Source organism: Falsiroseomonas tokyonensis (genome assembly GCF_019024325.1).
Classification (GTDB): domain Bacteria; phylum Pseudomonadota; class Alphaproteobacteria; order Acetobacterales; family Acetobacteraceae; genus Falsiroseomonas; species Falsiroseomonas tokyonensis.
On record NZ_JAFNJS010000001.1, the window covers coordinates 772,611 to 795,150 of the forward strand.

At 70.2% G+C, this 22,540-nt stretch carries 22 protein-coding genes; 5 read left to right on the forward strand and 17 right to left on the reverse strand.

Annotated features, from left to right (window positions below):
- Positions 1-283: 283 nt before the first annotated feature.
- From J3S20_RS03335 to J3S20_RS03370, 8 genes are all read right to left on the reverse strand, one after another.
- Positions 284-1,318: a glycosyltransferase family 32 protein gene (locus tag J3S20_RS03335; protein WP_216834594.1), complete on the reverse strand. Its 1,035-nt coding sequence runs from the start codon at positions 1,316-1,318 to the stop codon at positions 284-286.
- Between the two features lie 57 nt (positions 1,319-1,375).
- Entirely contained in the window at positions 1,376-2,110 is a 735-nt protein-coding gene (locus J3S20_RS03340) for a DUF1194 domain-containing protein (protein WP_216834596.1), read from the reverse strand.
- 315 nt (positions 2,111-2,425) lie between these two features.
- Complete coding sequence (gene holA / locus J3S20_RS03345; RefSeq protein ID WP_216834598.1) at positions 2,426-3,439, reverse strand: DNA polymerase III subunit delta; 1,014 nt, start codon at positions 3,437-3,439, stop codon at positions 2,426-2,428.
- A gap of 7 nt (positions 3,440-3,446) precedes the next feature.
- Positions 3,447-4,127 (reverse strand): LPS assembly lipoprotein LptE, encoded by a 681-nt coding sequence (gene lptE, locus J3S20_RS03350; RefSeq protein WP_216834600.1) that lies wholly within the window; start codon positions 4,125-4,127, stop codon positions 3,447-3,449.
- The gene (leuS, locus tag J3S20_RS03355; protein WP_216834602.1) at positions 4,093-6,735 is read right to left on the reverse strand and encodes a leucine--tRNA ligase; all 2,643 of its coding nucleotides are present in this window, start codon (positions 6,733-6,735) and stop codon (positions 4,093-4,095) included. Before leuS ends, lptE begins: the two co-directional genes overlap by 35 nt.
- Before the next feature lie 18 nt (positions 6,736-6,753).
- A complete protein-coding gene (locus J3S20_RS03360) occupies positions 6,754-7,299 on the reverse strand; it encodes a DUF3576 domain-containing protein (RefSeq protein ID WP_343215140.1) in 546 nt (181 codons plus the stop codon).
- A 168-nt stretch (positions 7,300-7,467) separates the two neighbouring features.
- The gene (locus tag J3S20_RS03365; protein ID WP_216834606.1) at positions 7,468-8,724 is read right to left on the reverse strand and encodes a porin; all 1,257 of its coding nucleotides are present in this window, start codon (positions 8,722-8,724) and stop codon (positions 7,468-7,470) included.
- A gap of 215 nt (positions 8,725-8,939) precedes the next feature.
- Positions 8,940-9,578 (reverse strand): thiamine phosphate synthase, encoded by a 639-nt coding sequence (locus J3S20_RS03370; RefSeq protein WP_216834608.1) that lies wholly within the window; start codon positions 9,576-9,578, stop codon positions 8,940-8,942.
- Positions 9,579-9,605: 27 nt separating this feature from the next.
- Here J3S20_RS03370 and J3S20_RS03375 point away from each other — a divergent pair, with 27 nt between their 5' ends.
- On the forward strand, positions 9,606-10,298 hold the full coding sequence (locus J3S20_RS03375) for a YggS family pyridoxal phosphate-dependent enzyme (protein WP_216834611.1): 693 nt from the start codon (positions 9,606-9,608) through the stop codon (positions 10,296-10,298).
- 33 nt (positions 10,299-10,331) lie between these two features.
- Here J3S20_RS03375 and J3S20_RS03380 read toward each other — a convergent pair whose 3' ends face one another.
- On the reverse strand, positions 10,332-10,889 hold the full coding sequence (locus J3S20_RS03380; protein WP_216834613.1) for a histidine phosphatase family protein: 558 nt from the start codon (positions 10,887-10,889) through the stop codon (positions 10,332-10,334).
- A 177-nt stretch (positions 10,890-11,066) separates the two neighbouring features.
- On the opposite strand from J3S20_RS03380, the gene J3S20_RS03385 reads away from it, so the two are divergent.
- Positions 11,067-11,747, forward strand: a complete 681-nt coding sequence (locus J3S20_RS03385) for a Tim44/TimA family putative adaptor protein (RefSeq protein WP_216834615.1) — start codon at positions 11,067-11,069, stop codon at positions 11,745-11,747.
- A 22-nt stretch (positions 11,748-11,769) separates the two neighbouring features.
- Positions 11,770-12,873, forward strand: coding sequence for a murein transglycosylase A (gene mltA / locus J3S20_RS03390; protein WP_216834617.1), 1,104 nt, complete (start codon positions 11,770-11,772; stop codon positions 12,871-12,873).
- A gap of 153 nt (positions 12,874-13,026) precedes the next feature.
- Here the strand turns inward: mltA and hemE are convergent, their stop codons facing one another.
- The gene (hemE, locus tag J3S20_RS03395) at positions 13,027-14,070 is read right to left on the reverse strand and encodes a uroporphyrinogen decarboxylase (RefSeq protein WP_216835412.1); all 1,044 of its coding nucleotides are present in this window, start codon (positions 14,068-14,070) and stop codon (positions 13,027-13,029) included.
- Positions 14,071-14,559: 489 nt separating this feature from the next.
- On the opposite strand from hemE, the gene J3S20_RS03400 reads away from it, so the two are divergent.
- Both J3S20_RS03400 and J3S20_RS03405 read left to right on the forward strand, forming a co-directional pair.
- Positions 14,560-15,447 carry a pyruvate, water dikinase regulatory protein gene (locus J3S20_RS03400; RefSeq protein WP_216834619.1) on the forward strand — a complete coding sequence of 296 codons (888 nt, stop codon included), beginning with the start codon at positions 14,560-14,562 and terminating at the stop codon, positions 15,445-15,447.
- Positions 15,447-16,073 (forward strand): Maf family protein, encoded by a 627-nt coding sequence (locus J3S20_RS03405; protein WP_216834620.1) that lies wholly within the window; start codon positions 15,447-15,449, stop codon positions 16,071-16,073. The genes J3S20_RS03400 and J3S20_RS03405 overlap by 1 nt, the downstream gene beginning before the upstream one ends.
- Positions 16,074-16,089: 16 nt before the next feature.
- On the opposite strand, the gene J3S20_RS03410 is transcribed toward J3S20_RS03405, so the two are convergent.
- The 7 genes from J3S20_RS03410 to J3S20_RS03440 form a co-directional block, all read right to left on the reverse strand.
- A complete protein-coding gene (locus J3S20_RS03410) occupies positions 16,090-16,437 on the reverse strand; it encodes a DMT family protein (protein WP_216834621.1) in 348 nt (115 codons plus the stop codon).
- Positions 16,434-17,717, reverse strand: a complete 1,284-nt coding sequence (locus tag J3S20_RS03415; protein ID WP_246602245.1) for an AmpG family muropeptide MFS transporter — start codon at positions 17,715-17,717, stop codon at positions 16,434-16,436. The genes J3S20_RS03410 and J3S20_RS03415 overlap by 4 nt, the downstream gene beginning before the upstream one ends.
- A gap of 113 nt (positions 17,718-17,830) precedes the next feature.
- Complete coding sequence (locus J3S20_RS03420; protein WP_216834622.1) at positions 17,831-18,178, reverse strand: AbrB/MazE/SpoVT family DNA-binding domain-containing protein; 348 nt, start codon at positions 18,176-18,178, stop codon at positions 17,831-17,833.
- A gap of 283 nt (positions 18,179-18,461) precedes the next feature.
- Positions 18,462-18,878: a hypothetical protein gene (locus J3S20_RS03425; RefSeq protein ID WP_216834624.1), complete on the reverse strand. Its 417-nt coding sequence runs from the start codon at positions 18,876-18,878 to the stop codon at positions 18,462-18,464.
- Positions 18,879-19,044: 166 nt separating this feature from the next.
- Entirely contained in the window at positions 19,045-19,683 is a 639-nt protein-coding gene (locus J3S20_RS03430) for a calcium-binding protein (RefSeq protein WP_216834626.1), read from the reverse strand.
- 183 nt (positions 19,684-19,866) lie between these two features.
- A complete protein-coding gene (gene typA, locus J3S20_RS03435) occupies positions 19,867-21,696 on the reverse strand; it encodes a translational GTPase TypA (RefSeq protein WP_216834627.1) in 1,830 nt (609 codons plus the stop codon).
- A gap of 238 nt (positions 21,697-21,934) precedes the next feature.
- Positions 21,935-22,522, reverse strand: a complete 588-nt coding sequence (locus J3S20_RS03440; RefSeq protein ID WP_216834629.1) for a hypothetical protein — start codon at positions 22,520-22,522, stop codon at positions 21,935-21,937.
- Positions 22,523-22,540: the final 18 nt, after the last annotated feature.

Here is a 22,540-nt window from a genome sequence, read left to right on the forward strand (position 1 = left end):
CTGCGGGCGCTGGAACACGAAATCCCATCGCAAATGGGAAAGGCACAGCAGCACAGCCCGGGCCTCGCCACCGGGGCCTTTCGCGGGAGCAGCCATTGTCATCCTGGTCTCCTGTGACCAGCTTCCGGGCGCACGCTGGCGGCGTCGCGCGGCCTGTTCGGCCTTGCCCCGGACCTGCTGGATGTCCTGATGCAGGACCAACGCCGCGCGCGGCGCCGCAGTTCCAGCCGCTGCCGGAACGGGTCGCGTCCCGGCGAACCCGCGGCGTGTGCCGAGGCCCGCCTCAGCCCCCCGACGAGGCCCGGAGGCAGCGCCCAAGCCAGCGACGCCAGGCCGGGCTCGCGCCATGCCGCAGCCGCGCCAGCAGCGCATCATGCAATTCGGCCAGCGCCAACCGCATCCGCCGCTCGGCCGCATGGCTGGCCTGCAGGTCCCGGCAGCGCGCTTCCAGCTGGGCGAGTTGCGCGCCGTTCCGGGCCAGTTCGGCGGCCAAGCGCGCCGCCTCCGCCTGCGCCGCCTCGGCGCCCTGCGCGGCCCGGGTCACCCGCGCCTGGCGCTGCAGATCCTCCTGCCGCAGCCTCGGGCCCGGCGGGAAGACAATGCCATGCGCCCGGCACTGCCGATCGAGATAACTGCCCGCGGGCGGCGCCAGCCACTTGGGCAGGCCGCCGCAGCGGAACATCTCGTTCCACAGGTGCTGGAAGCAGGCGGCCCCCACCGCCTCCGCCACCTCCTCCACCCGGTCGGGATCGAAGACGGCGAAGGCCTCGGTGAAGTGCCAGGGATAGGCGACACCATGCGCCGCCACCTGCCCCAGCCGCCCCGCCTGCCGCAGCGTGGCGGTCAGCAGATGCGGGCCGGCGGTGCCCCAGGGCTGGTCCGGCGCGAAGCTGTCCCGCGCCGCGAGCATCGCCGGCAACAGCGCATCCCCGGGCGGCAGCCGCAGGATGGCATTGCCGACCAGCGCAAGGTCCGGCCCTTCCCAGGCGAAGAAGCAGGGCGCCTGCGGCGGATCGGGCCGCAGGCAGAGCACATCCGTATCCACCCACCAGCCGGGCTCGCGGGCCAGCAGCGTGTAGCGGAACAGATTGGCGAAGCCGGCGACGCTGCCACGACCCAGCCCGGCTTCGTAGAAGTAGATGCGGTCCTGCGGCAGGATCGCCGCCGCATCGCGCCGCACCACCCCCGCCGGCACCACAAGCGCAGGGTCATAGGTGAACAACTCGAACCGATGGCCCTGCCGGACGAAGCTGGCCAGGCACAGCTCCTCATAGGGGCTGAGCGGACCCCCGTGCCAGAAACTGCGGAACAGAGCCAAGCCATGATCTCCACCCGTATCGATGGGACCATGGGTCAGTCGGACGAGAAGCTGAACCTACCCGGCGTTCACGAAGCCGTCCGGCGCCGGCAGCCCCGCAATCTCCCGGATCAGCTTGCGCCGCACCGCCTGGCCGAAATCATCGAAATCCTCCGCCGCGATCATGAAGGCCCCGGGCCCGCCAATGACGCTTTCGCGGAAATAGATATCCAGCGGAATGGGCGGGCGGCGCCCGAAGGTGGGGCGGTCGTTCAGGATCGGCAGGCCATTGATGGTAATGCCCTCCGCCACCGCACGATCGCGCGCCTCCTCCGCCGGCGGGCCACTGTTGTTCACCCCGTCACCCGAAACATCGATGACCTTGCGCGTCGGCTCGAAAGGGCAATCCACCAGCACACGGCGGGAGAAATCGATCGCACCCGAGATCGAGGTCCAGGACAGGGAGGCGCGCGGCGCCTCCGCCAGGGCACTCGCCCAGACCTCGGCCTGCATCTGGTCGCCAATCCGGGTCCAGGGCAGCACCAGGCGCTGATACTCCAGCCCCGCCCATTCGACATAAGCCACGGCAATCCCACCCATCATGCCGCCACGGATCGCCTCGATCAGCCGCGGATCGGTCATCGCCGTGCGATACCCCTCCCGCTGCAGCCGCGCCTCATCCTCATCGACCGACCGACTGACATCGACCGCCAACACCAGCGCGACATCGACAGGCTCATTGGCCCGCGCTTGGCGGGGAACAGGCAGAGCAGCCGCGGCACCCGCCGCGGCAAGAAGGGACCTGCGGCGCATCCGCGACCTCCCGCTGCATGACAAGCCACCATGCAACCGCACCGCGTGGCGCCGACACAAGCACGAAGATGCCGGGCCGGGGTGGCGCTTGGCGGCAGCGGGAGGGGCTCTGCCCCTCCCGCACCCTCCCCGCCAGGAGGCAGTGGCCTCCTGGACCACGGGACCTTGAGTAGAAATGGAGAGGGGCCAGCGGGACCGCCGAGCCCGCGGTTCCTCCCGCCCCTCTCCATTTCTACTCATGAATCAATGGGTTCCAAGGGGCCACTGCCCCTTGGCAGGGGGGTGCAGGGGGGACAGCGTCCCCCCTGCGGCGCCTCACCGCCGCGCCAGCCCGGCAGCCTGTCGGGCCAGTGCGGCGATGCCGGCGCGGGCGAGGGTTTCGTGGACCTCGCGGAAGGCGGTGGTCTTGGTGCGGCGTTCGGCTTCGAGCAGGGCGGCGCCCTGGGCTTCCAGGGCGGCGGGCGGCCAGATGCGCAGGGCTTTGTCGAAGGCGGGCTTGTGGCGGAAGAAGACGGGGGGGCGCAGGGCGCCGGAATCGCCGCCGGCGATTGCGGCCTCGTGCAGCCGCTGCACGTGGCGCAGTGTGGCGCGCACCACCATCACGGCGTTGGCGCCTTCGGCGAAGGCGGCGTCCAGGGCGCGGTCGGCGGCCAGGGCGTCGCCGGCGGTGGCAGCCATCAGGGCGGTGTCGAGGTCGGCGGAGGCGCCTTCGGCCACGCAGGCCATGGCGGCAGCCTCGTCCACCTTGCCGTCCGGGCCGGCATGCAGGGCCAGCACCTCCACCGCGCGGCGCAGCAGCAGCCGGTCCTCGCCGAGGCGGGCGGCGAGCCAGCCGAGCACGGGGGCGTCCGCCTGCACCCCTTGTTCGCGCAGCATGCGGCCGATGGTGCCGGCCAGTTCGTCCGGCCGCTCGCGCCAGCAGGCCACTACCATCACATCGGGCGCGGCCTCCGCCAGGACGCGCAGCTTGGACCGCGCGGTCAGTTCGCCGCCTTCCAGGATCAGCAGGGCTTCCCCGGCGCTGGCCAGGGCTTCTTTCAGGGGCGTGGCATGGGCGTCGGTCGCGTCCCGCAGCCGCACTACCCGCCGGCCGCTGGTCATGGCGAGTGCGGCGGCTTCGCCGGCCAGGGCGCCGGGTTTCGCGGCTTCGTCGCGGCTCAGCTCGGCCAGGCGAAAGGGGTCGTCCATGGCGCCGCCGAGCACCGCGCGCACCAGCTGCTCCGCCCGCTCACGCGCCAGGCCGGCATCGTCGCCATGCAGCAGCACGGCGCGCGTGGCGCCCGGATTGTCGAGGAAGGCGGCAAGGCGTTTCGGGTCGAGCTTGGCCATGCTGCGCTCAGCGCAGGTTCGGCGTCATCCCGGGCACCAGCTCCGGCCGCACCGGCTGCAGCACCGGCGCAGTGGGTGTGGCGGGCAGCGCGGCCGGCCCGCCCCGGGCGAGGGCGGCGTCGCCGGCGGCGCGGCGGCGGAAGTCCACCGCGATGCGCGTCACCACCAGCTCCGCCAGCAGTTCGGCCAGCCGCGCTTCCGCGGCTTCCCGGCTGCTGTCGGCGGCGAAGAACTGGTTCGGCGGGATGTTGTAGGCTTCCGTCGCGCGCTCCACGCCGGAGGCCAGGGTTTCGGGCGGCGGGCCGGGGCGGGCCAGCAGCCAGTTGGCGGCGCCGAGGTAGCGGATGCGGGTGGCGGTGCCGTCGCGCTGGATGCCGATGCCTTCGGCCTGCAGGCTGGGCGACAGACGCAGCTCGTAGCGCGCCTCCTGCGGCCCGCCGATATCCTGGCCCATGCGCTGGTACAGGGCGCGGCGCAGCAGCTGGCCGAAGCGTTCCTGGATGACGGTGACGCGGATGGCGGAAAGCTCCGCCCGCACATCCACCTCGCCCGGCCCGGCCGAGCCATAGAGCGGCCGGAAGCCGCAGCCGCCCAGGGCGCCGCCGAGCGCCATAAGGCCGAGGCCGCCGAGCAGGCCGCGCCGCGTCAGGGAGTTAGACGACGTAATTGACCACCCGCCCCGGAACATGAATCCGCTTCTTCACCGGCTTGCCGCCGAAGGCACGCTGCACGTTCTCCTCCGCCTCGGCCAGGGCGAAAATCTCCGCCTCGGTCGCGTTGACGGAGACTTCGATGGTGGCGCGCAGCTTGCCCAGCACCTGAACGGCCAGCGTCATGGTCTCGGCCCGCACCAGGGCGGGGTCGGCCTCCGGCCAGGGCAGCTGGGCGACCAGTTTGTCCGAGTCCGGATTGAGGAGGGAAAACAGCTCCTCCGCCAGGTGCGGCATCATCGGGGCGGAAAGGCGCGCCAGCATTTCGAGCGCTTCCCGCCGCGCCGCGCCCATGCCCTCGGCGCCGGCCTGGGCCTCCGCCTCGCCGATTGCATTGGCGAATTCATGGATGCGGGCGACGGCGACGTTGAAGGCGAAGCTGTCCAGCGCCTCGGTCACCGCCGTGATGGTCCGGTGCGTCACCTGCCGCAGCTTCTTCGCCGGGCCGGTCGCCTCGGGCATCGGGGCGCCGGGGGTGGGCAGCGTCGGCAGCGCGTTGGAAGCGAGGCGCCAGACGCGCTGGGTGAACCGGAAAGCGCCGGCGACGCCGGATTCCGTCCACTCCATGTCCCGCTCCGGCGGGTTGTCGGAGAGGATGAACCAGCGCGCGGTATCGGCGCCGTAGCGGCCGATGATGGCGCCGGGATCCACCGTGTTGCGCTTGGACTTCGACATCGCCTCGATGCGGCCGATGGTCACCGGCTCGTTGCCGCCCTTCAGCGTGGCGCTGCGGGTGCCATCGGCGGCCAGGCTGAACTCCACCTCCTCGGGGTACAGCCAGCGGCCATCGGCGGCCTTGTAGCTTTCGTGCTGGACCATGCCCTGGGTGAACAGGCCGGCGAAGGGTTCCGCCACCGCCAGGTGGCCGGTCGCCTGCATGGCGCGGGTGAAGAAGCGGGAATAGAGCAGGTGCAGGATCGCATGCTCGATACCGCCGATATACTGGTCCACCGGCAGCCAGGCATTGACCGCTTCCTGCGTGACGGGCGCGGCCGCATGCGGGGAGCAGAAGCGCGCAAAATACCAGGAGCTGTCGACGAAGGTGTCGCAGGTATCCGTCTCCCGCCGCGCCTTGGCGCCGCAGGACGGGCAGTTCACGTGCTTCCAGCTGGGGTGGTGGTCCAGCGGGTTGCCGGGGCGGGAGAAGTCGACGTCCTGCGGCAGCTCGACCGGCAGCTGGTCCTCGGGGACGGGCACCGCGCCGCAGCTGTCGCAATGGATGACCGGGATCGGGCAGCCCCAGTAGCGCTGGCGGGAGACACCCCAGTCGCGCAGGCGCCAATTCACCACGCCGGTGCCCTGGCCCTGGGCCTCCAGCTTCTCGATGGCGGCGCGCTTGGCGGCTGGCACCGGCTTGCCGTCCAGGAAGCCGGAATTGAACAGCGTGCCGTCATCGGTATAGGCGGCGCCATCCAGGCTGAAGGTCGCCGGATCGGCGCCCGGAGGCAGCACCACGGGCTTGATCTGCAGCCCGTATTTGGTGGCGAATTCGAAGTCGCGCTCGTCATGGCCCGGGCAGCCGAAGATGGCGCCGGTGCCGTATTCCATCAGCACGAAGTTCGCGATCCAGACCGGGAAGCTGGCGCCCTCGATGAAAGGGTGCGCCACCCGGAAGCCGGTGTCGAAGCCGCGCTTCTCCGCCTGCTCGATGGCGGCCTCGCTGGTGCCCATCCGGCGGCATTCGGCGACGAACTCCGCGGCGGCCGGGTTCGCGGCGGCGGCCGCGGCGGCCAGCGGGTGTTCGGCGGCGACCGCCAGGAAGGACATGCCGAAGAGCGTGTCCGGGCGGGTGGTAAACACCTCGACCTCGGCCGTCTCGGTCACCGGCTGCGTCAGCTTGAAGCGCACGCGCGCGCCCTCGCTGCGGCCGATCCAGTTGGACTGCATCAGCTTCACGCGCTCGGGCCAACGGTCCAGCCCGCCCAGCGCCTCCAGCAGATCCGGCGCATACTTGGTGATGGCCAGGAACCACTGGGAAAGCTTCTTCTTCTCGACCAGCGCGCCGGAGCGCCAGCCGCGGCCGTCGATCACCTGCTCATTGGCCAGAACGGTATTGTCGACCGGGTCCCAATTGACCCAGGACTCCTTCCGCTCGACCAGCCCGGCCTTCCAGAAATCCAGGAACAGCTTCTGCTGCTTGCCGTAATAGGCGACATCGCAGGTGGCGAATTCGCGGGACCAGTCGAGCGACAGGCCCATGCGCTTCAGCTCGGCGCGCATATTGGCGATGTTCTGGTAGGTCCACTCGCCCGGATGCACGCCGCGTTCGCGCGCGGCATTCTCCGCCGGCAGGCCGAAGGCGTCCCAGCCCATCGGGTGCAGCACCAGGTGGCCGCGGGCGCGCTTGTAGCGCGCCACGACGTCGCCCAGCGTGTAGTTCCGGACATGGCCCATGTGGATCTTGCCGGAGGGGTAGGGGAACATCTCCAGCACGTAGTACTTGCTGGCCCCCTCGGGCGGCACGTCCGGCACGGAGAAGCAGCCGCGGCGGTCCCATTCCGCCTGCCAGCGCGGCTCGGCGGCGGCGAAGTCATGCCGGGCCGGCTGCGGCTGACCCGAATCCGGGATGGGCGTGATCTCGTTCATCCTGCTGCGCTGCGTCGGCTAGCGCGCCGCGGCGGTGGATTGTGCGCGCAGTTCGCGGGCCCGGCCGAGCACCTGGTCCTCGAGTTCCGAGGCCGTGCTGGCCGCGACGGGCACGTCCACCCAGGCATTGCCGCGCAATTCCTGCCGGAACAGCGCAATCCGCACGCCGTCGGAGCGCAGCGTCCGGCCGAGGATATAGGCGGTGGCGCGGAAGCGCTCGCTGGTATTGCCCGGGGGCGAGTACCAGTCGGTGATCAGCACGCCGCCGAAGGGGTCCGCCGAGGACAGCGGCATGAAGGACAGCGTATCCAGCGCCGCGCGCCACAGGAAGGCATTCACGCCGATGCCGGACGCCTCTCCGGCGCCGCCGCCGCGCTGCTGGTTGCGGTCCGTACCGAAGATCAGGATGCCGTCGGTGCCGCCGAGGCGTCCACGCACCTGGTCCCGCCGGCGGTCGGAGCTGTATTCGTCGAGCCCGGGGGTTCGGACATTGCCTTCCAGCGCACTGCACGCCGCCAGCAGGGTTCCGGTCAGGCCGACCATCATCAGTCGCGTCAGGCGCATTTTTCTCATCCCGGCCCATCCCAACCCATCGGGGGCCATGTCTTGGGACGGTCTTTACCCGTTGCGGGCAGGATCGCAAAGCCGGGGTTGGCGACGCGCCGCCACCCTGAAACGAAAAGGGGCGGCAGGTTTCCCTGCCGCCCCCTTCGGGTCGCTGATCGGTAAGGATCAGAAGGCCAGGCGCGTTCCGATGATGAAGATGTCGATGTTGCGGTTGCGAAGGTTGCCCGGGGCCCCATTCGCGGCCACTACGCCCGTTGCTGTCAGCCCGGCTACGTTCTCATCGTTAACGTTCGTGTAGTTCGCGAACGCCTCAAGGCCCGGCGCAAGGGTATAGACCGCGCCCACGCCAATTGCGCGCTGTTCACGGTCGGCGAGGGCGCCGCCATTGTCACGTTTTCCAAGCGCATAGAAGGCGCCGAGCGACATGGCGCCGATGCGGTAGGTCGCGCCAATCGTCCAGTTGGTGGAGGTATCGCGACCCTGTGGCAGGCCAATGCGGCCAAAGGAGGCGCGGTCGAACTTGCCCCACACGTAGTGACCACCGACAGTCAAGCCGTAGGCGGACAAGTTCAAGCCGACCTGATAGGCATTCGGATCTTGGAAGCCAGGCGCTACGCCGTCTGGTGCATCGCCACGCATTGCGGAGAAGGCGGCAGCTACGCCGACATTGCCGAAGCTGCCGCGGTAACGGAGCGCGCCGGACAACTCGTTGCGAATAAAGCCACCATTCGCGTTGCGCTGCAGCGAGCCATTCTGCTGGGCGTTATTCTGAAGAAGATTCTCGCCTTCAAAGGTGTTTGGCGCATAGCTGACGCCGAAGTCGAAGCCGAAGAACTGCGGGGACAGGTAGATGATTTTGGTGGAATCGTTGCCGTCGTTGATCGTCGAGAGGATGTAGCGGGTGTTAGCTCCATCAATGGCAACGAACTCATCCCAGCCACCGGACTCACCAAGGTTGGTAACGCTTGGCGCAGCGACCTTGAGCTGATCCGCGGCGCTGTCCTGGTCACCGAACTGCAAGGTACCGAGCGTCGGGCTGGAAATGAAGCCCCAAGCCTCATCAGTATCCACGATGCCACCGCTGCCGGCTCCGATGAACCCGCTCCCAAGCACTCCCGAGGAGCCGCCAGGAGACGTAACGTTGTCCATCTGCAACTCGATTTCGGCGCCGTAGGACAAACCGTTGGCAGCCTTACCGCGCACGATCACGCTGATTTCCATATCGCTGCGGAAATCCACCTTGGAGCGCGAGCGATTGGCGCCCGTGACATTGGGGCGGTCGAAGTCGTCGTTGACGTAGCCGGCCGTGAATTCGAAGTAGCCGCCGACGCGAACCGTCGGCGCTTCCTGCGCCTGGGCCACACCCATGCCCATCAGCGCGGCGCCCACCACCGCAGTGGTGCCCAGCAGAATCTTGCGCATATCTAAAACCTCCTCCTGCACCGGGTGGCCCCCGGCATGCGACAACCCGCCTGCCCCCCTCGGCAGGACGCCGCCACCAGGTTCCCCCCTGGCAGCAGTCAGGCCCGAGCGGATAATGGTCCGGCCATTGCGGATCGGGCAACGCCGCAGGACAGCCCGGCGCGACTTCGTTGAGACAGTGTGGCAACGGAGCCACAGGCCGCTTGCCCCCTGGCTCAGGCTCGCAATGCGCCGATTGCCGCGAGCCCGGCCGCGCGCCCAGCCCCCCGTCGCGGCAGCCGGCCGGCCGTGCCGGGCGCCACGCCGCCGAGCGCGATGGCGGCTTGGCCCTGGCCGCTCGCCAGCGCGGCCCAGCGCAGCGGGCCGAGCGCGGCCGCGCCCGGATGGCTGGCCGTGGCGAAGGCCGGCGAGACAAAGCCGCAATCGGCGTGCAGGCGCCGCGCCCGCGCCACCGCCGCCCGGCCATGCACCGCCACCGAAAGCCGCGCCCAGGGCGCGCCTCGACGCCGTGCCGCCAGGAAGGCGACCAGGGTTCCAGGGGGCGGCCGGTCCGGCAGATGCAGCCCGCAGCGCGCGCGCAGCGCGCCGGCCGGATCGCCGCCGAGCAGCAGCACGAGCCCGCGCCGCCGCACCACCTGCCGCAGGCGCTGCAGTACCGCGGGCGCCAGGCCGCGCGCCAGCACCCCTGCCCCGCGTGGCAGCCGGGCCGCGGCGGCGCAGGGGTCCGGCAGCCGCACCGGGTCCGAGACCAGCCACAGCCGGGGAAGCACGCCGCGCCGGTCGCGCCGCGGCGTCAGCCGGCGCGACCAGGCCAGCAGGCTCCGCCCTTCGGTCACCGGCTTTGTTTCCGCCATGCCCCGAATTGCGTTAGCCTCCGCGCCATGCCCAACGACCTTCCCACCGATCCCATTGCCAGCCAGCTCAAGCAAATCCGGGACAGGATCGCCGAGGCCTGCTTGCGCGCCAACCGGGCGCCCGGCTCGGTCACGCTGGTCGCCGTTTCCAAGACCCATCCCGGCGCCGCGGTGGAAGCCGCCCTGGCTTGTGGGCAGATGGTCTTCGGCGAGAACCGGGTGCAGGAGGCCGAGGGAAAATTCCCCGCGCTGCGCCCCGCCTGGCCCGCGCTGCGGCTGCACCTGATCGGCGCGCTGCAAACTAACAAGGCGCGGGAGGCGGTGCGCGTCGCCGATGTGATCGAGAGCCTGGACCGCCCGAAACTCGCCGTGGCGCTGCGCGACGCCATGGCGCGGGAGGGTCGCCAGCCCCGGCTGTTGGTTCAGGTCAATACCGGTGACGAGCCGCAGAAGGCCGGCATCGCGCGCGCCGAGGCGGATGATTTCATCCGCGCCTGCCGCGAGGAACACGGCCTGCCCGTGACGGGGCTGATGTGCATCCCCCCGGCCGAGGCCGATCCGCGCCCCCATTTCGCCCTGCTGGCCGGAATGGCCGCGCGGCACGGCCTTGCGGTGCTGTCCATGGGCATGAGCGGCGATTTCGAGGCCGCGATCGCCGAAGGCGCGACGCATATCCGCGTCGGCACCGCGATCTTCGGCGGCCGTCCCGCGCCAGCCTGAAGCCCGGCCCCGGGCGCCAGGAACCCGAAAAGCTCAGTGATGCTTCCAGGACACCTCGGTCAGCGCCGGCTCCGTCGGGTCGCAGCGCAGCCAGGTGCCGTTGCCGACCGACTGGCCCGTCATGGCCAGGATAAAACCCCAATGCGCGACGACCAGCGTGCTGGACCAATCCTCCAGCGCGGACATTTCGCCGCGGAACAGCGCGGCGCGGGCCAGCACCTGGTCCGCCGGTTCTTCCTGCGCCGGCCACCAGGTCTCCGCCACGTGGGTGAAGTCCAGATGCGGCCATTCCGCACAAAGCGCCGTGGCGGGGCTGCCGATATCGCAAGTGAAGGCGTAACGTTCGCGCACCAGCGGATTGACCAGCACCGGCACGCCCAGGCGCTTCGCCACCGGCGCGGCGGTCTGCAGCGCCCTTGTATAGGGGGAGGCGATGACGCGCGTGATGCCCTCGGCCGCCAGCGCCGCCGCCGCGGCTTCCGCCTGGGCATGGCCGAGCGGGGTCAGCCGCGGATCGATGATGCCGGGGTCGCGCTTCGTGGCGCTGAAATGCAGGTTGAACTCGCTCTGGCCATGGCGGAGCAGGATCATCTTCGGGGCGGCTCCTGATGCGGTGCGACAGGTGACGCAGCCCGGCCAGGTCCGCAATCCCCGCCCCGATGCCTGCCCGCCGGACGGCTTAGATGCAGCATCAGGGACAGATCGCAGGCTCCGGCGTTGCGGGTGGGCTGGGGGCGCCTTAAGTGAGTGCTTGATGAGGAGTTGGCAATGTCGGGCGGCTTTCCTGTCGATCTGATCCTGTTCGCAATGGTCGCGGCCTTCCTGGTGCTGCGGCTGCGGAGCGTGCTCGGCCGCCGCACCGGCTTCGAGCGCCCGCCCCGCGAGGGTCCGCACCCCTATGACCCGCGCACCGCGCGCCCGGCCGGGGAGGCCGAGGTGCCCGAACTGCCGCCCCCCGCCCCCGCCAGCACCACCCGCCACGTGGTGCCGGACCCGCGCACGCCCACGGGCCAGGCCCTGGCCCGCATCAAGGGCGTCGATCCCAGCTTCGATCCGCCGAGCTTCCTCAACGGCGCCGAGGCCGCCTTCCGCATGGTGGTGGACGCCTTCGCCCGCGGCGACCGCGAGACGCTGCGCGCCCTGCTGGCCGACGACGTCTATGGCGGCTTCGAAGGCGCCATCACCGCCCGCGAACAGGCCGGCGAGACCCAGCGCTCCGAAGTCCGCGCCATGCAGGAGGCCGGCATCGAATCCGCCGACCTGCGCGGTACGGTGGCCGATGTGACGGTTCGCTTCGTCAGCGACCAGATCAACCTGACCACGGCCAGCGACGGCAGCATTTCCGCCGGCGCGGAAGCCGTGACCGAACTGACGGATATCTGGACCTTCCAGCGCGACCTCCGCAGCAGCGACCCCACCTGGCGCCTCACCGCCACCCGCTCCGCCTAGTCGGGACGCTGCCGCGGTCTGGATGCGAAGGTTTTTCGCAGCTGTTGCGGTGGTGCTGGCGGGGTGTGCGGAACCGGCGCCGCTGCCGCGGGTGGTACCATTCGCCGAACTACCCGGCTGGGCGGATGACCGGCTGACGGAGGCGCTGCCGGCCTTCCGGGCCAGCTGCGCGGTGCTCGCCGGGTTGCCGGCGGACCGGCCGATGGGCGGGGAGGGGCCGACCGCCCGGACCGCCGGCGATTTTCGGCCTGCCTGCGCCGCCGCCCTGGGCCTGGCGGCGGATGACGCCCCGGCCGCCCGCCGCTTCTTCGAGAGCCGCTTCACGGCGCTGGCGGTCGGCGAGGATGTCCTCACCGGCTATTACGAGCCCGAGCTGCGCGGCAGCCCGTCCCGCACCGGCCCCTACCAGACCCCGCTCTACGCCCGCCCGCCCGAGCTGGTGGAGGTCGATCTCGGCACCTTCGCCACCGATCTGCGCGGCCGCCGCACCGCCGGCCTGGTGCGCGATGGCCGCCTGCAGCCATTTCATGATCGCGCCGTCATCACCGCCGGGGCGCTGGCCGGCCGCGGGCTGGAGCTCGCCTGGGTGGACGACCCCGTGGATGCCTTCTTCCTGCAGATCCAGGGCTCCGGCCGCATCCGCATGACCGATGGAAGCGTGCTGCGCCTCGGCTACGCTGCCCAGAACGGTTTTCCCTACTACGCGATCGGCCGCGCCCTGGTGGAGAACGGCACGCTGACGCGCGAGACGGTCTCCATGCAATCCATCCGCGCCTGGCTGGCCGCGGCGCCACCGGCGGAGGCCACCGCGCTGATGAACCGCAACCCGAGCTATGTCTTCTTCCGCCCCCTGACCGAACTGCCGCCGGAGGCCGGGCCGCTCGGCGCCCTGGGGGCCCCGCTGACGCCCGGCCGGTCGATCGCCGTGGATCGCACGCGCACGCCGCTGGGCACGCCTGTCTGGGTCACCGGGGCGGCACGGCGGCTGACCGTGGCGCAGGACACCGGCGGCGCCATCCGCGGCCCCGCCCGTGCCGACCTGTTCACCGGCTGGGGCGATGCCGCCGGCGCCGAGGCCGGCGGCATGCGCGACCGGGCCGCGCTCTTCGTGCTGCTGCCGAACTGACGCACAAAGCCCTCTCCACCCAACGGGGGGAGAGGGTTGGGTGAGGGGGGCTATCGCAAGACGGGCGCAACCGCGCCTATGTGCAAACCCCCCTCACCGAACCTTGGACGCATGCGTCCAACCCCCCCCTGGCAGGGGAAGAGGGCTTTTCCGTCAGCCGCCCGAGCGTACGATCCGCACCAGCTGCGCCACATGCTCGGGCGGCGTCACCTTCTCGATCCCATGGCCCAGGTTGAAGACGAAGGGCCGGCCGCGCATCGCCGCCAGGATCTGCCGTGCCTCGGCCTCCATCGCATCACCGCCCACGATCAGCGACAGCGGATCGAGGTTGCCCTGCAGCCCGACCGTCGGCGCCACGGCGGTAGCCGCAAAGCGCGGATCCATCGAGGTATCCATGGCCACCGTATTGACCCCCGTGCGCAGCGTGTATTCGCCGATCAGCGGGCCGGCCAGCCGCGGAAAGCCGATGATCGGGATGGAGGGGTGCAGACGCTTCAGGCTGCGCACGATGGTGGCGGTGGGCTCGATCACCCAGCGGCGGAATTGTGCGGGCGGCAGCAGCCCGGCCCAGCTGTCGAACAGCATCAGGGCCTCGGCGCCCGCCTCGGCCTGGGCCAGCAGATATTCGGTGGTGGCCTCCACCAGCGTGCGGATCAGCTTGCCGAACAGGGCCGGTTCGGCGAAGGCCATCTGGCGCGTGGTCGCAAAATCGCGGCTGCCATGGCCCTCGACCATGTAGCAGGCCACCGTGAAGGGGCTGCCGGCGAAGCCGATCAGCGCGGTCTTCGGGTGCTGCGCCTCCAGCGCCGCGCGCACAAGGCGCACCGTCTCCAGGATCGGGGCGGCGCGCTCTCGCACGGCGCCCACCTCCAAGGCATTCACCGCCGCCAGGTCGCGCAACGGCTCCAGCTGGGGGCCCTCGCCCTCGGCGAAGCGCAGCGGCTGGCCCATGGCCCAGGGCACCATCAGGATGTCGGAGAACAGGATGGCGCCGTCCATGCCGTAGCGGCGGATCGGCTGCAGCGTGACCTCCGCCGCCATCTCCGGCGTGGTGCAGAGGGTGATGAAGCCGCCCGCCTGGGCGCGGATCTCGCGGTATTCGGGCAGGTAGCGCCCGGCCTGGCGCATCAGCCACATCGGCGGCGGCCAGACCGCCTCCCCGGACAGGGCCCGCAGCAGCGGTTTGTCCTGGCCCAGCCCCGTCGCCGCGCCTGCTGGCTCTGCCGTCAAACCCGCCTCCCCTGGTTCCGCTCCGCTGGTCACTGCCTAGGGCACGGCCGCGGAAAGGCCAATTCCCCCATAAGAAGAAAGAATCTGAAAGAGTCTGGGGTAGCTGTAGGGCCCTGTGGACGATGTGGATCAAGCAGACGCAGCTTTCATCCACAGCTTCATCCAGGGGAGGGTCGGCGCGCAATGCGCTGATTCCGAAGGTGGAATCGGGCTGTCCCCGTAAACGGCCCGCGACCCGGTGACTCCATCCCCTGTGCGCGGCGCCGCCGGCTTGTCCCCACTGACCGAGAGCGGTCGGGCGCGGGCGCAATTCTGTCCCCAGCTTCCACGGCTTTCCGCAGGCCCCGCGGCGCCTGCGCGGCGCCCTGTCATGCCGCCGCGCCTTGGGCTAATCCTGCCCAGGGGGGCACCAGCAGGATCAGGCGGCCCCGCAGGTCGGGAACCAGGTGCATCATCATGCCAAGCCGCACGATCAACCTGCATCTCGTCTCCGACAGCACCGGAGAGACGCTGAATTCCATCGCCCGCGCGACGCTGTCGCGCTTCGAGGATCCGCATGTCGTCCATCATCGCTGGTCGCTGATCCGCTCCCGCCTGCAGCTCGACCGGGTGCTGGAGGGGATCGAAGCCGAGCCCGGCCCGGTGCTGTTCACCCTGGTCGACCGCAGCCTGCGCCTGGCGCTGGAGGAGCATTGCGACCGCCTGCATATCGAGCACATGTCGCCGCTCGAGCCGGTGATGGAGATGCTGCAGCAGGCGATCGGCGCCCAGGCGCGGGAAAAGCGCGGCGCCCAGCATGTGATGGATGCCGACTATTTCCGCCGCATCGACGCGATGCACTACGTCCTGGCGCATGATGACGGCCAGGGCACGGCCGGCATCGCGGAGGCCGATGTCTGCATCGTCGGCGTCTCCCGCTCCTCCAAGACGCCGACCTGCTTCTACCTGGCCAATCGCGGCATCAAGGCGGCCAATGTGCCGCTGGTGCCCGGCGCGCCGCTGCCGCCGGAGCTGGAATCGGCGCCCTGCCCGGTGATCGGCCTGCATATCGAGACGAATGCGCTGATCGAGATCCGCCGCCATCGCCTGAAGCTGATCGGCGCCCATGGCGTGCACCATGACGCGACGGATTACGTCGATCCCGAGGCGGTGAAGGCGGAGATCCAGGCGGCGCGCCGGCTCTGCACCAAATACGGCTGGCCGGTAATCGACGTCACCCGCCGGTCCATCGAGGAAACGGCGGCCACCGTGCTGCAGCTGATGGAGGCCTGGCACGCCCGCCGCGGCCTTCGCGCGGCCGAGCCGCCCCGCCCGGCCGACCCCGCTGCGGGCGCCCTGGCCTGATGCGGCAGGCCGAAAGCCCGCAACTGGTCCTGGCCAGCGCCTCCACCAGCCGCCGCGCGCTGCTGGAATCGGCCGGGCTGCGCTTCGAGGCGGTGGCGGCCGCGGTCGATGAGGCCGCGATCAAGGAATCCTGCCAAGCCGAGGGCATCCCGCCCGCCGAGGCCGCGATCATGCTGGCCGACGCCAAGGCCATGCGGGTGGCGCGCAAGCGGCCGGAGGCGCTGGTGATCGGCGGCGACCAGCTGCTGGTCTGCCGGGATGAGGCCGGCGTGCTGCGCTGGTACGACAAGCCGGTGGACCTGGCCGCCGCCCGCCGCCAGCTGCTGGAACTGCGCGGCCGGCCGCATGAGCTGGTGACCGCGACCGTCGCCTGGCGCGACGGCCAGCGCATCTGGCAGGACGTCACCACGCCCCGCCTGACCATGCGCGACTTCTCCGAGGATTTTCTCGATGCCTACCTCGCGGCGGAAGGCGAGGTGCTGTTGGCCAGCGTCGGCGCCTATCGGCTGGAAGGCCTCGGCGTGCATCTGATGGCCAGGGTGGACGGCGCCCACAGCGCCATCCTGGGCCTGCCCTTGCTGCCGCTGCTGGCCTTCCTGCGGCAGCACGGGGTGCTGACCGGCTGAGAGACCGTTTGAGAGATCAGTCGACCGGCAAGAAGATGAAAACCACCGCCGCCACCAGGCAGCCCATCGCCGCGAAATAGGTCCAGCGCAGCTGCTCCCCCAAAAACATCACGCTGAAGACGGCGAAGACCGCCAGGGTGATGACTTCCTGCATCACCTTCAGCTGCTGCCCCGTGAAGGTGCCATAGCCGATGCGGTTGGCGGGCACGGCAAAGCAGTATTCGAAGAAGGCGATGCCCCAGCTGGCCACCACCGCCAGCCAGAGCGGCCAGGCCGGCTGCTTCAGATGGCCATACCAGGCGAAGGTCATCAGGACGTTGGAGAAGATCAGCAGTAGCGGGGTCAGCAGGATCGGGCTGGTCATGCGGCGGTGTCCTTGTCCGCAGGCGGCGGCAGCTGCCGGAGCAGAAACAGCATGATGGCCATGGCCGGCAGCGCCGCCGCCGTGGTCAGCAGGAAGAACCAGGACCAGCCCAGCGCCGCGGCCAGCTGCCCGGCGGAGGCGCCGATGCTGCGCAGCGGCACAGCGGCGAGGGAGGAGAGCAGCGCATATTGCGTGGCGCTGAAGCTGCGGTTCACCAGAAGCGAGAGGTAGGTCAGGAAGGCCGCATCGGCGAGGCCGTCCGTGAAATTCTCGATCCCCACCTGGGCAAACAGCATCGGGATGTCCCGCCCCCCGCCGACCAGCGCCAGGTACATCAGGTTGGACAGCATTTGCGTCATGCCGGTCAGGATCAGGGCCCGGCCGACCCCGATGCGTCCGACCAGCCAACTGCCGGCCACCGCCCCCAGCAGCGTCGCCGCCAGGCCGAAGACGGTGCCGACGGTGGCCAGATCTTCCCGGGTAAAGCCCTCGGAGCGGTAGAAGGCAGTCAGCGGGATGCTGGCCAGGGCCTCGCCCAGCTTGAACAGGGCGATGAAGGCCAGGATCGCCAGCCAGTAGCGGCGGCGGATGAAATCGCGGAAGGGGGCGACGACGGTCATCCGCAGCCGCTCGCCCCAGCCCAAGGGCATGGCGGGCGGCGCCACCGCCTCCCGCCCCGCCAGGGTCGCGGCCAGCCCCACCAGCATCAATGTCGCGGCGTAGAAATAGGCGCCGGACCAGCCGATATGCGCCACCAGCAGCAAAGTGCCGGCGCCGCTGGCCAGCAGCGCCAGGCGGTAGCCCCAGACATAGGCGGCCAGCCCATAGGCCTGGCGCTCCTCATCCTCGCCCAGCATCTCGATGCGCCAGGCATCGATGACGATGTCCTGGCTGGCCGAAAGGAAGGCGACCAGCACCGCCAGCAGCACGGTGGCCTGCGCGCCCTGGCTCGGATCGGTCAGGCCGATGCCGGCGATGGCGGCCATCAGCGCCAGCTGCAGCACCACCAGCCAGCCGCGCCGGCGGCCGAGAAACGGTGGCCGCACCGCATCGAAGACCGGCGACCAGAGGAACTTGTTCGCATAGGCCAGCCCGATCAGGGCGGTCAGCCCCAGCGCGCCCAGCGACATGCCGCTTTCGGTGAACCACTGCCGCAGCACCTGGCCGGCTGCCAACGGTAGCGGCAGGCCGGCGGAGAAGCCCAGCGCCAGCATCAGCAGCAGGCGGCGATCCTGGAACAGCGCGCTGCGTCGCAGCGCATCCGGCATCAGCGAGGCCAAGCGGAACTCCTTCGGCGGCGCAGCCGGGGCCAGTGCGGCCCTGCCGGCGGCAAAGGCTTAAGCCCTTTTGCCGCGCCGCGAAAAGCCCGCGCGATTCAAGGCGCTTGTCGGCGCTATTGCTCCAGCGCCTGAGCCAGCGCCAGGCGCGCGGCCCGCATCCGGCCGAGCAGCCGCGCCGGCGCCACCAGACGCAGCCCCGGCGCATCCACCCGCAGCAGCAGCATCGCCCCCGGCGCCAGGCCAAGCGAGCGGCGCAGCGGCCCGGGCAGGGTCAGGCGCCCCTTGCGGTCCAGCGTCGGGCTGCGGCCGCGCTCCGGCATTTCGCCGGGGGAGACCGCCAATTCGCCATCCTCCACCAGAACACGCAGCTTCAGGCCCGGCAGCAGGCCGGTTGCGGCGCGCAGCGCCGGTGTCAGCAGCACGCGTCCGCGGCTGTCGAGCTGCAATCTGTGAGCGCGCATGCGCCGTCCCAAGCCGTTGCGACTCCGGAGTTTGCCGCAAGATCTGGCGGATAGGCAAAGGGGCCCGCGCGGCGGGTATGGGAGCCGCATCAACTTCGCATGCGGACCCCTACGAAACCCTTTTGGGGGCGGTGCAGCAAAGGTGTAGCGTCTCCGTCACGGTCCCGAGGCGCCCCCCGCTCCGGAGCCGGTCCCTGTGGCGCGCCGCGCACCCCCTACCGGACCTCCTCCGGCGGCGCGCCGCAGGGCGCCTCTGCCGCGATCCCGCGGTTCAGCCCCGGATTCAGGCCAGGACGATGCGCAAGACCCCGTCCCAGCGCAGCGTCGCGCCGTTCAGCGTCAGGTCGCCGCTGAAGACGCAGGGCTCGCCCGCACGGTCGATGAAGCCGATGCCGCCATCCGCATCCAGGTGCAGCGACAGCCCAGGCTCGCGCAGGTTCATGGCGATGATGAACTGCGTCAGGGTGACATCCCGCAGCATCAGAAGGTCCTGGCCCGGCTGGCCGGTGAATTGCGCATCGCCGTTCCTGGGCGACCAGATGCAGGCGGGTTGCGGTGTGGCGCGTGGCGCGGCCGGGCGCGCGGCGGGGTCGGTGTGGCGTCTGTCGCGGCTCCGGCCGCGCCGGCCCCAGCCCGCTGCCAGATCCTGCCAGCCGCGGCTGCCGAGCAAGGAGGTCGGCTTGGGGTGGTCGGTACTCATTGGCGTCCTGCTCCCGCATCCATCATCGTGCAGATGAAAGGCTAGGACAGGCCCCGGGGCGGCCGAAGGCGGGGCGTGACGATGGGGCGGATAGGCTGCGCCTTGGAGGGCAACAAAAAAGGGCGGCCCCGTTGCCGGGGCCGCCCCGGGCTGGGCCGGGCCAGGATCAGACCTGGATCTGCAGGCGTTCCACATCGAAGAATTTCAGCGTCTCGCCGCCGATGGTGATCTGGCCGCTGAAGCTGACCGCCTGGCCCGACTGGTTGGTGAAGCTCACCTGGCCGGACAAATCCACCATCATCTGCAGGCCCGGCGTATAGAGCTGCAGCGCGGCGTTCAGCGTGTCCAGGTTCACGCCATGCAGCAGCAGCGTGTCCTGGCCATTGCCGCCATGGAACTCGTCATTGCCGTCGCCCGGCGCCCAGACGAAGCTGTCATTTCCCTCCCCGCCGAAGGCCTTGTCGGCCACGCCGTCATGGGCGCCACCATCCAGGAAATCGTTGCCAGCCTCGCCGAACAGCTCGTCGGAGCCGCCGCGGCCCTGGATCGTGTCGTGACCATCGCCACCGAACACCTTGTCATCGCCGGCCCCCGCATTGACGAAATCGTTGCCGGAGCCGGCATGCACCTCATCCGTGCCGCCGCCGGAGCCGATGATGTCGTTGCCGCCGCCGGCGAAGATCTTGTCCATGCCATCGCCGGTCGCGATCGTGTCGGCGCCCTCGGTGCCGTATCGGTCGGTGAAACTGCCACCGGAGACCTTTTCCAGCTCGCTGCCCGCGATCGTCGTCGGTGTGCCCGTCATCGGATCCTCCTTCTGTTGTCCGTCCGATGGCACAAGGATAACCCCGCGTCTCGCGCAGCGATACCTGGCTCGTGCCTTTGGCCGTCATAGGGGCTGCCAATCCCACCAGGCGGGCGGCGGACATGCAAAAGGCCCGTCCGCGGTGCGGACGGGCCTTCCGGGAGGTGCGGCGGGTAGGGCGGATCAGGCCGCCTCGCTCTCCGACTTGCGCGCGTTCTTCTTGCGCTCATGCGGGTCGAGGTAGCGCTTGCGCAGGCGCACCGCGGTCGGCGTCACCTCCACCAGCTCATCGTCCTCGATGTAGGAAATCGCCTGCTCCAGGCTCATCCGGCGCGGCGGCACCAGCAGCAGCGCCTCATCCTTGCCGGCGGCGCGGATGTTGGTGAGCTTCTTTTCCTTGATCGGGTTCACGTCCAGGTCGTTCTCGCGCGAATGCTCGCCGAGGATCATGCCGACATAGACCTTCACGCCCGGATCGACGAAGAGCGTGCCGCGCTCCTGCAGCGAGAACAGCGAGTACTGGATCGCCTCGCCGTCGGAGTTGCTGATCAGCGAGCCGTTGCGCCGCCCCTCGATCGGCCCGGCCCAGGGCTGATAGCCCGCGAAGATGCGGTTCATGATGCCGGTGCCCCGGGTGTCCGTCAGGAACTCGCCATGATAGCCGATCAGGCCGCGCGACGGGATCAGGAAGGTCAGGCGCTGCTTGCCGCCGCCGGAGGGGCGCATGTCCTGCATCTGGCCCTTCCGCAGGGACAGCTTCTGGACGACGACGCCCGAGTATTCCTCGTCGACATCGACCAGGCATTCCTCGAAGGGCTCCTCGCGCTCGCCCGTCTCCGGGTTCTCGCGGGTCAGCACGCGCGGGCGGCCGATGGTCAGCTCGAAGCCCTCGCGGCGCATCTGCTCGATCAGCACGCCGAGCTGGAGCTCGCCGCGGCCGGCCACCTCGAAGGCGTCGACTTCCTCGGACACCTTGATGGAGATCGCGACATTGCCCTCGGCCTCCTTGAACAGGCGGTCGCGGATCTGGCGGGAGGTGACCTTCTTGCCCTCGCGGCCGCCAAGCGGGCCGTCATTGATGCGGAAGGTCATGGACAGGGTCGGCGGGTCCACCGGGATGGCCGGCAGCGGCTCGGACACCGCCGGGTCGCAGATGGTGTCCGGGATGGTGCCGTTGGACAGGCCGGCGATGGCGATGATGTCGCCCGCATAGGCGGTGTCCACCGTCACCCGGTCCAGGCCGCTGAAGGTCATCAGCTTGGTCAGCCGCCCGGTCTCGACCACGGAACCGTCGCGGCGCAGCACCTTCACCGGCATGTTCAAGCGGGCGGTACCCTGCTCGATGCGGCCGGTCAGGATGCGGCCGAGGAAGTTGTCGGCCTCCAGGATCGCCGCATTCATGGCGAAGGGCTTCGTCTCGTCCAGGCCGGGCGCCGGAACGTGGGACAGGATCAGGTCGAAGAGCGCGGACAGATCCTTCTTCGGACCGTCCATCGTCGCATCCGCCCAGCCCTGGCGGCCGGAGGCGAAGAGCATGGGGAAGTCGAGCTGGTTGTCGTCGGCGCCGAGCGCCGCGAACAGGTCGAACATCTCGTTATGGACCTCGTCCGGACGGGCGTCCTGGCGGTCCACCTTGTTGACGACGACCATCGGGCGGATGCCGCGGGCCAGCGCCTTGGTCAGCACGAACTTCGTCTGCGGCAGCACGCCCTCGGCGGCATCCACCAGCACCACGGCGCCATCGACCATCGAGAGGATGCGCTCCACCTCGCCGCCGAAGTCGGCGTGGCCGGGCGTGTCGACGATATTGATCTTCACGCCCTTCCATTCCACCGCGGTGGACTTGGCGAGGATGGTGATGCCGCGCTCGCGCTCGAGGTCGTTGCGGTCCATCGCGCGCTCCGCCACCACCTGGTTGGTGCGGAAGGCGCCGGCCTGCTTCAGGAGATTGTCGACGAGCGTGGTCTTGCCGTGGTCGACGTGGGCGATGATCGCGACGTTGCGAATGTCCATGGTTCTGTCCGGGTTCCGGCCTCAAGAGTGTGAGCGGGCGTTCCCGCAGGACCGCCGCGCGCCGACCCCCGCCGTCCCGGGCATGACCGTCACGGGACGGTCATCCAGGCACTTCGCTGGGCCATTGGCTTTGATGCGGCGCACACATAAGGCGGCGGACGCCAAAAAGCGAGCGGGAAGCGCATCGGGCCGGCCCATTGCAGCCCCGTCCGCAAGGCGGGGCTGCGGCGGGACCGGGTTACCGGGTGCTCGGGTTCGGCATCGGGCCCGGCTGGAACATCGGCGCCGGGGTCGGGCCGAGGCTGCGCGGCGCCCCCATCGCCCCACCGCCGCTGGCGGGGGCGGAGGGCATGCTGCTGCCGGTGGACATGTCGCCGGCGGGGTTCGCGCTGCCCATGCTGGCGGGCTGGCGCAGATGCGCCATCGCCTGGTCGATATGGCGATTCACCGCGGCCCGGTCACGCCGGTCCAGAGCATCCCGCGCCGCGGAAATATCTGCGACCGGGCCGCGCGCCATGGGCGTGCCGGCCTGGCTCGGCAGGGTGGAGCGCGTCAGCAACCGCGTCTCTGCCTGTTCCAGGTTTTCCCGGGCCTGCGCCATCCGGTTGGCAGAGAGCGCCTGGCGGGCACTCTGCAGGAAGTTCTCGACCGCCACGGTGTCCATGGCGCTGGCCATCGGCTGGGTTTCCGTGCCGGAGGCCATCGGGGACGAAGTCATCGGGGCCGAACTCATGGGCGCCGAATTCATAGGCTGTGTCACCTGGGCCTGGGCCGCCCAGGGCAGGATCAGGGCGCTGGCCAGGATCAGGGCGTGGTTGCTTCGCATGCTGAACCTCCTTCAATG

What these genes read in the sequence shown, in the direction of transcription:
- J3S20_RS03340 (WP_216834596.1), bottom strand. Translation starts at nt 2,110, where the DNA reads ATGCGCCGCAGGTCCCTTCTTGCCGCGGCGGGTGCCGCGGCTGCTCTG.
- holA (WP_216834598.1), bottom strand. Translation starts at nt 3,439, where the DNA reads ATGGCCAAGCTCGACCCGAAACGCCTTGCCGCCTTCCTCGACAATCCG.
- lptE (WP_216834600.1), bottom strand. Translation starts at nt 4,127, where the DNA reads ATGTTCCGGGGCGGGTGGTCAATTACGTCGTCTAACTCCCTGACGCGG.
- leuS (WP_216834602.1), bottom strand. Translation starts at nt 6,735, where the DNA reads ATGAACGAGATCACGCCCATCCCGGATTCGGGTCAGCCGCAGCCGGCC.
- J3S20_RS03360 (WP_343215140.1), bottom strand. Translation starts at nt 7,299, where the DNA reads ATGCGCCTGACGCGACTGATGATGGTCGGCCTGACCGGAACCCTGCTG.
- J3S20_RS03365 (WP_216834606.1), bottom strand. Translation starts at nt 8,724, where the DNA reads ATGCGCAAGATTCTGCTGGGCACCACTGCGGTGGTGGGCGCCGCGCTG.
- J3S20_RS03370 (WP_216834608.1), bottom strand. Translation starts at nt 9,578, where the DNA reads ATGGCGGAAACAAAGCCGGTGACCGAAGGGCGGAGCCTGCTGGCCTGG.
- J3S20_RS03375 (WP_216834611.1), top strand. Translation starts at nt 9,606, where the DNA reads ATGCCCAACGACCTTCCCACCGATCCCATTGCCAGCCAGCTCAAGCAA.
- J3S20_RS03380 (WP_216834613.1), bottom strand. Translation starts at nt 10,889, where the DNA reads ATGATCCTGCTCCGCCATGGCCAGAGCGAGTTCAACCTGCATTTCAGC.
- J3S20_RS03385 (WP_216834615.1), top strand. Translation starts at nt 11,067, where the DNA reads ATGTCGGGCGGCTTTCCTGTCGATCTGATCCTGTTCGCAATGGTCGCG.
- mltA (WP_216834617.1), top strand. Translation starts at nt 11,770, where the DNA reads ATGCGAAGGTTTTTCGCAGCTGTTGCGGTGGTGCTGGCGGGGTGTGCG.
- J3S20_RS03400 (WP_216834619.1), top strand. Translation starts at nt 14,560, where the DNA reads ATGCCAAGCCGCACGATCAACCTGCATCTCGTCTCCGACAGCACCGGA.
- J3S20_RS03405 (WP_216834620.1), top strand. Translation starts at nt 15,447, where the DNA reads ATGCGGCAGGCCGAAAGCCCGCAACTGGTCCTGGCCAGCGCCTCCACC.
- J3S20_RS03410 (WP_216834621.1), bottom strand. Translation starts at nt 16,437, where the DNA reads ATGACCAGCCCGATCCTGCTGACCCCGCTACTGCTGATCTTCTCCAAC.
- J3S20_RS03420 (WP_216834622.1), bottom strand. Translation starts at nt 18,178, where the DNA reads ATGCGCGCTCACAGATTGCAGCTCGACAGCCGCGGACGCGTGCTGCTG.
- J3S20_RS03425 (WP_216834624.1), bottom strand. Translation starts at nt 18,878, where the DNA reads ATGAGTACCGACCACCCCAAGCCGACCTCCTTGCTCGGCAGCCGCGGC.
- J3S20_RS03430 (WP_216834626.1), bottom strand. Translation starts at nt 19,683, where the DNA reads ATGACGGGCACACCGACGACGATCGCGGGCAGCGAGCTGGAAAAGGTC.
- typA (WP_216834627.1), bottom strand. Translation starts at nt 21,696, where the DNA reads ATGGACATTCGCAACGTCGCGATCATCGCCCACGTCGACCACGGCAAG.
- J3S20_RS03440 (WP_216834629.1), bottom strand. Translation starts at nt 22,522, where the DNA reads ATGCGAAGCAACCACGCCCTGATCCTGGCCAGCGCCCTGATCCTGCCC.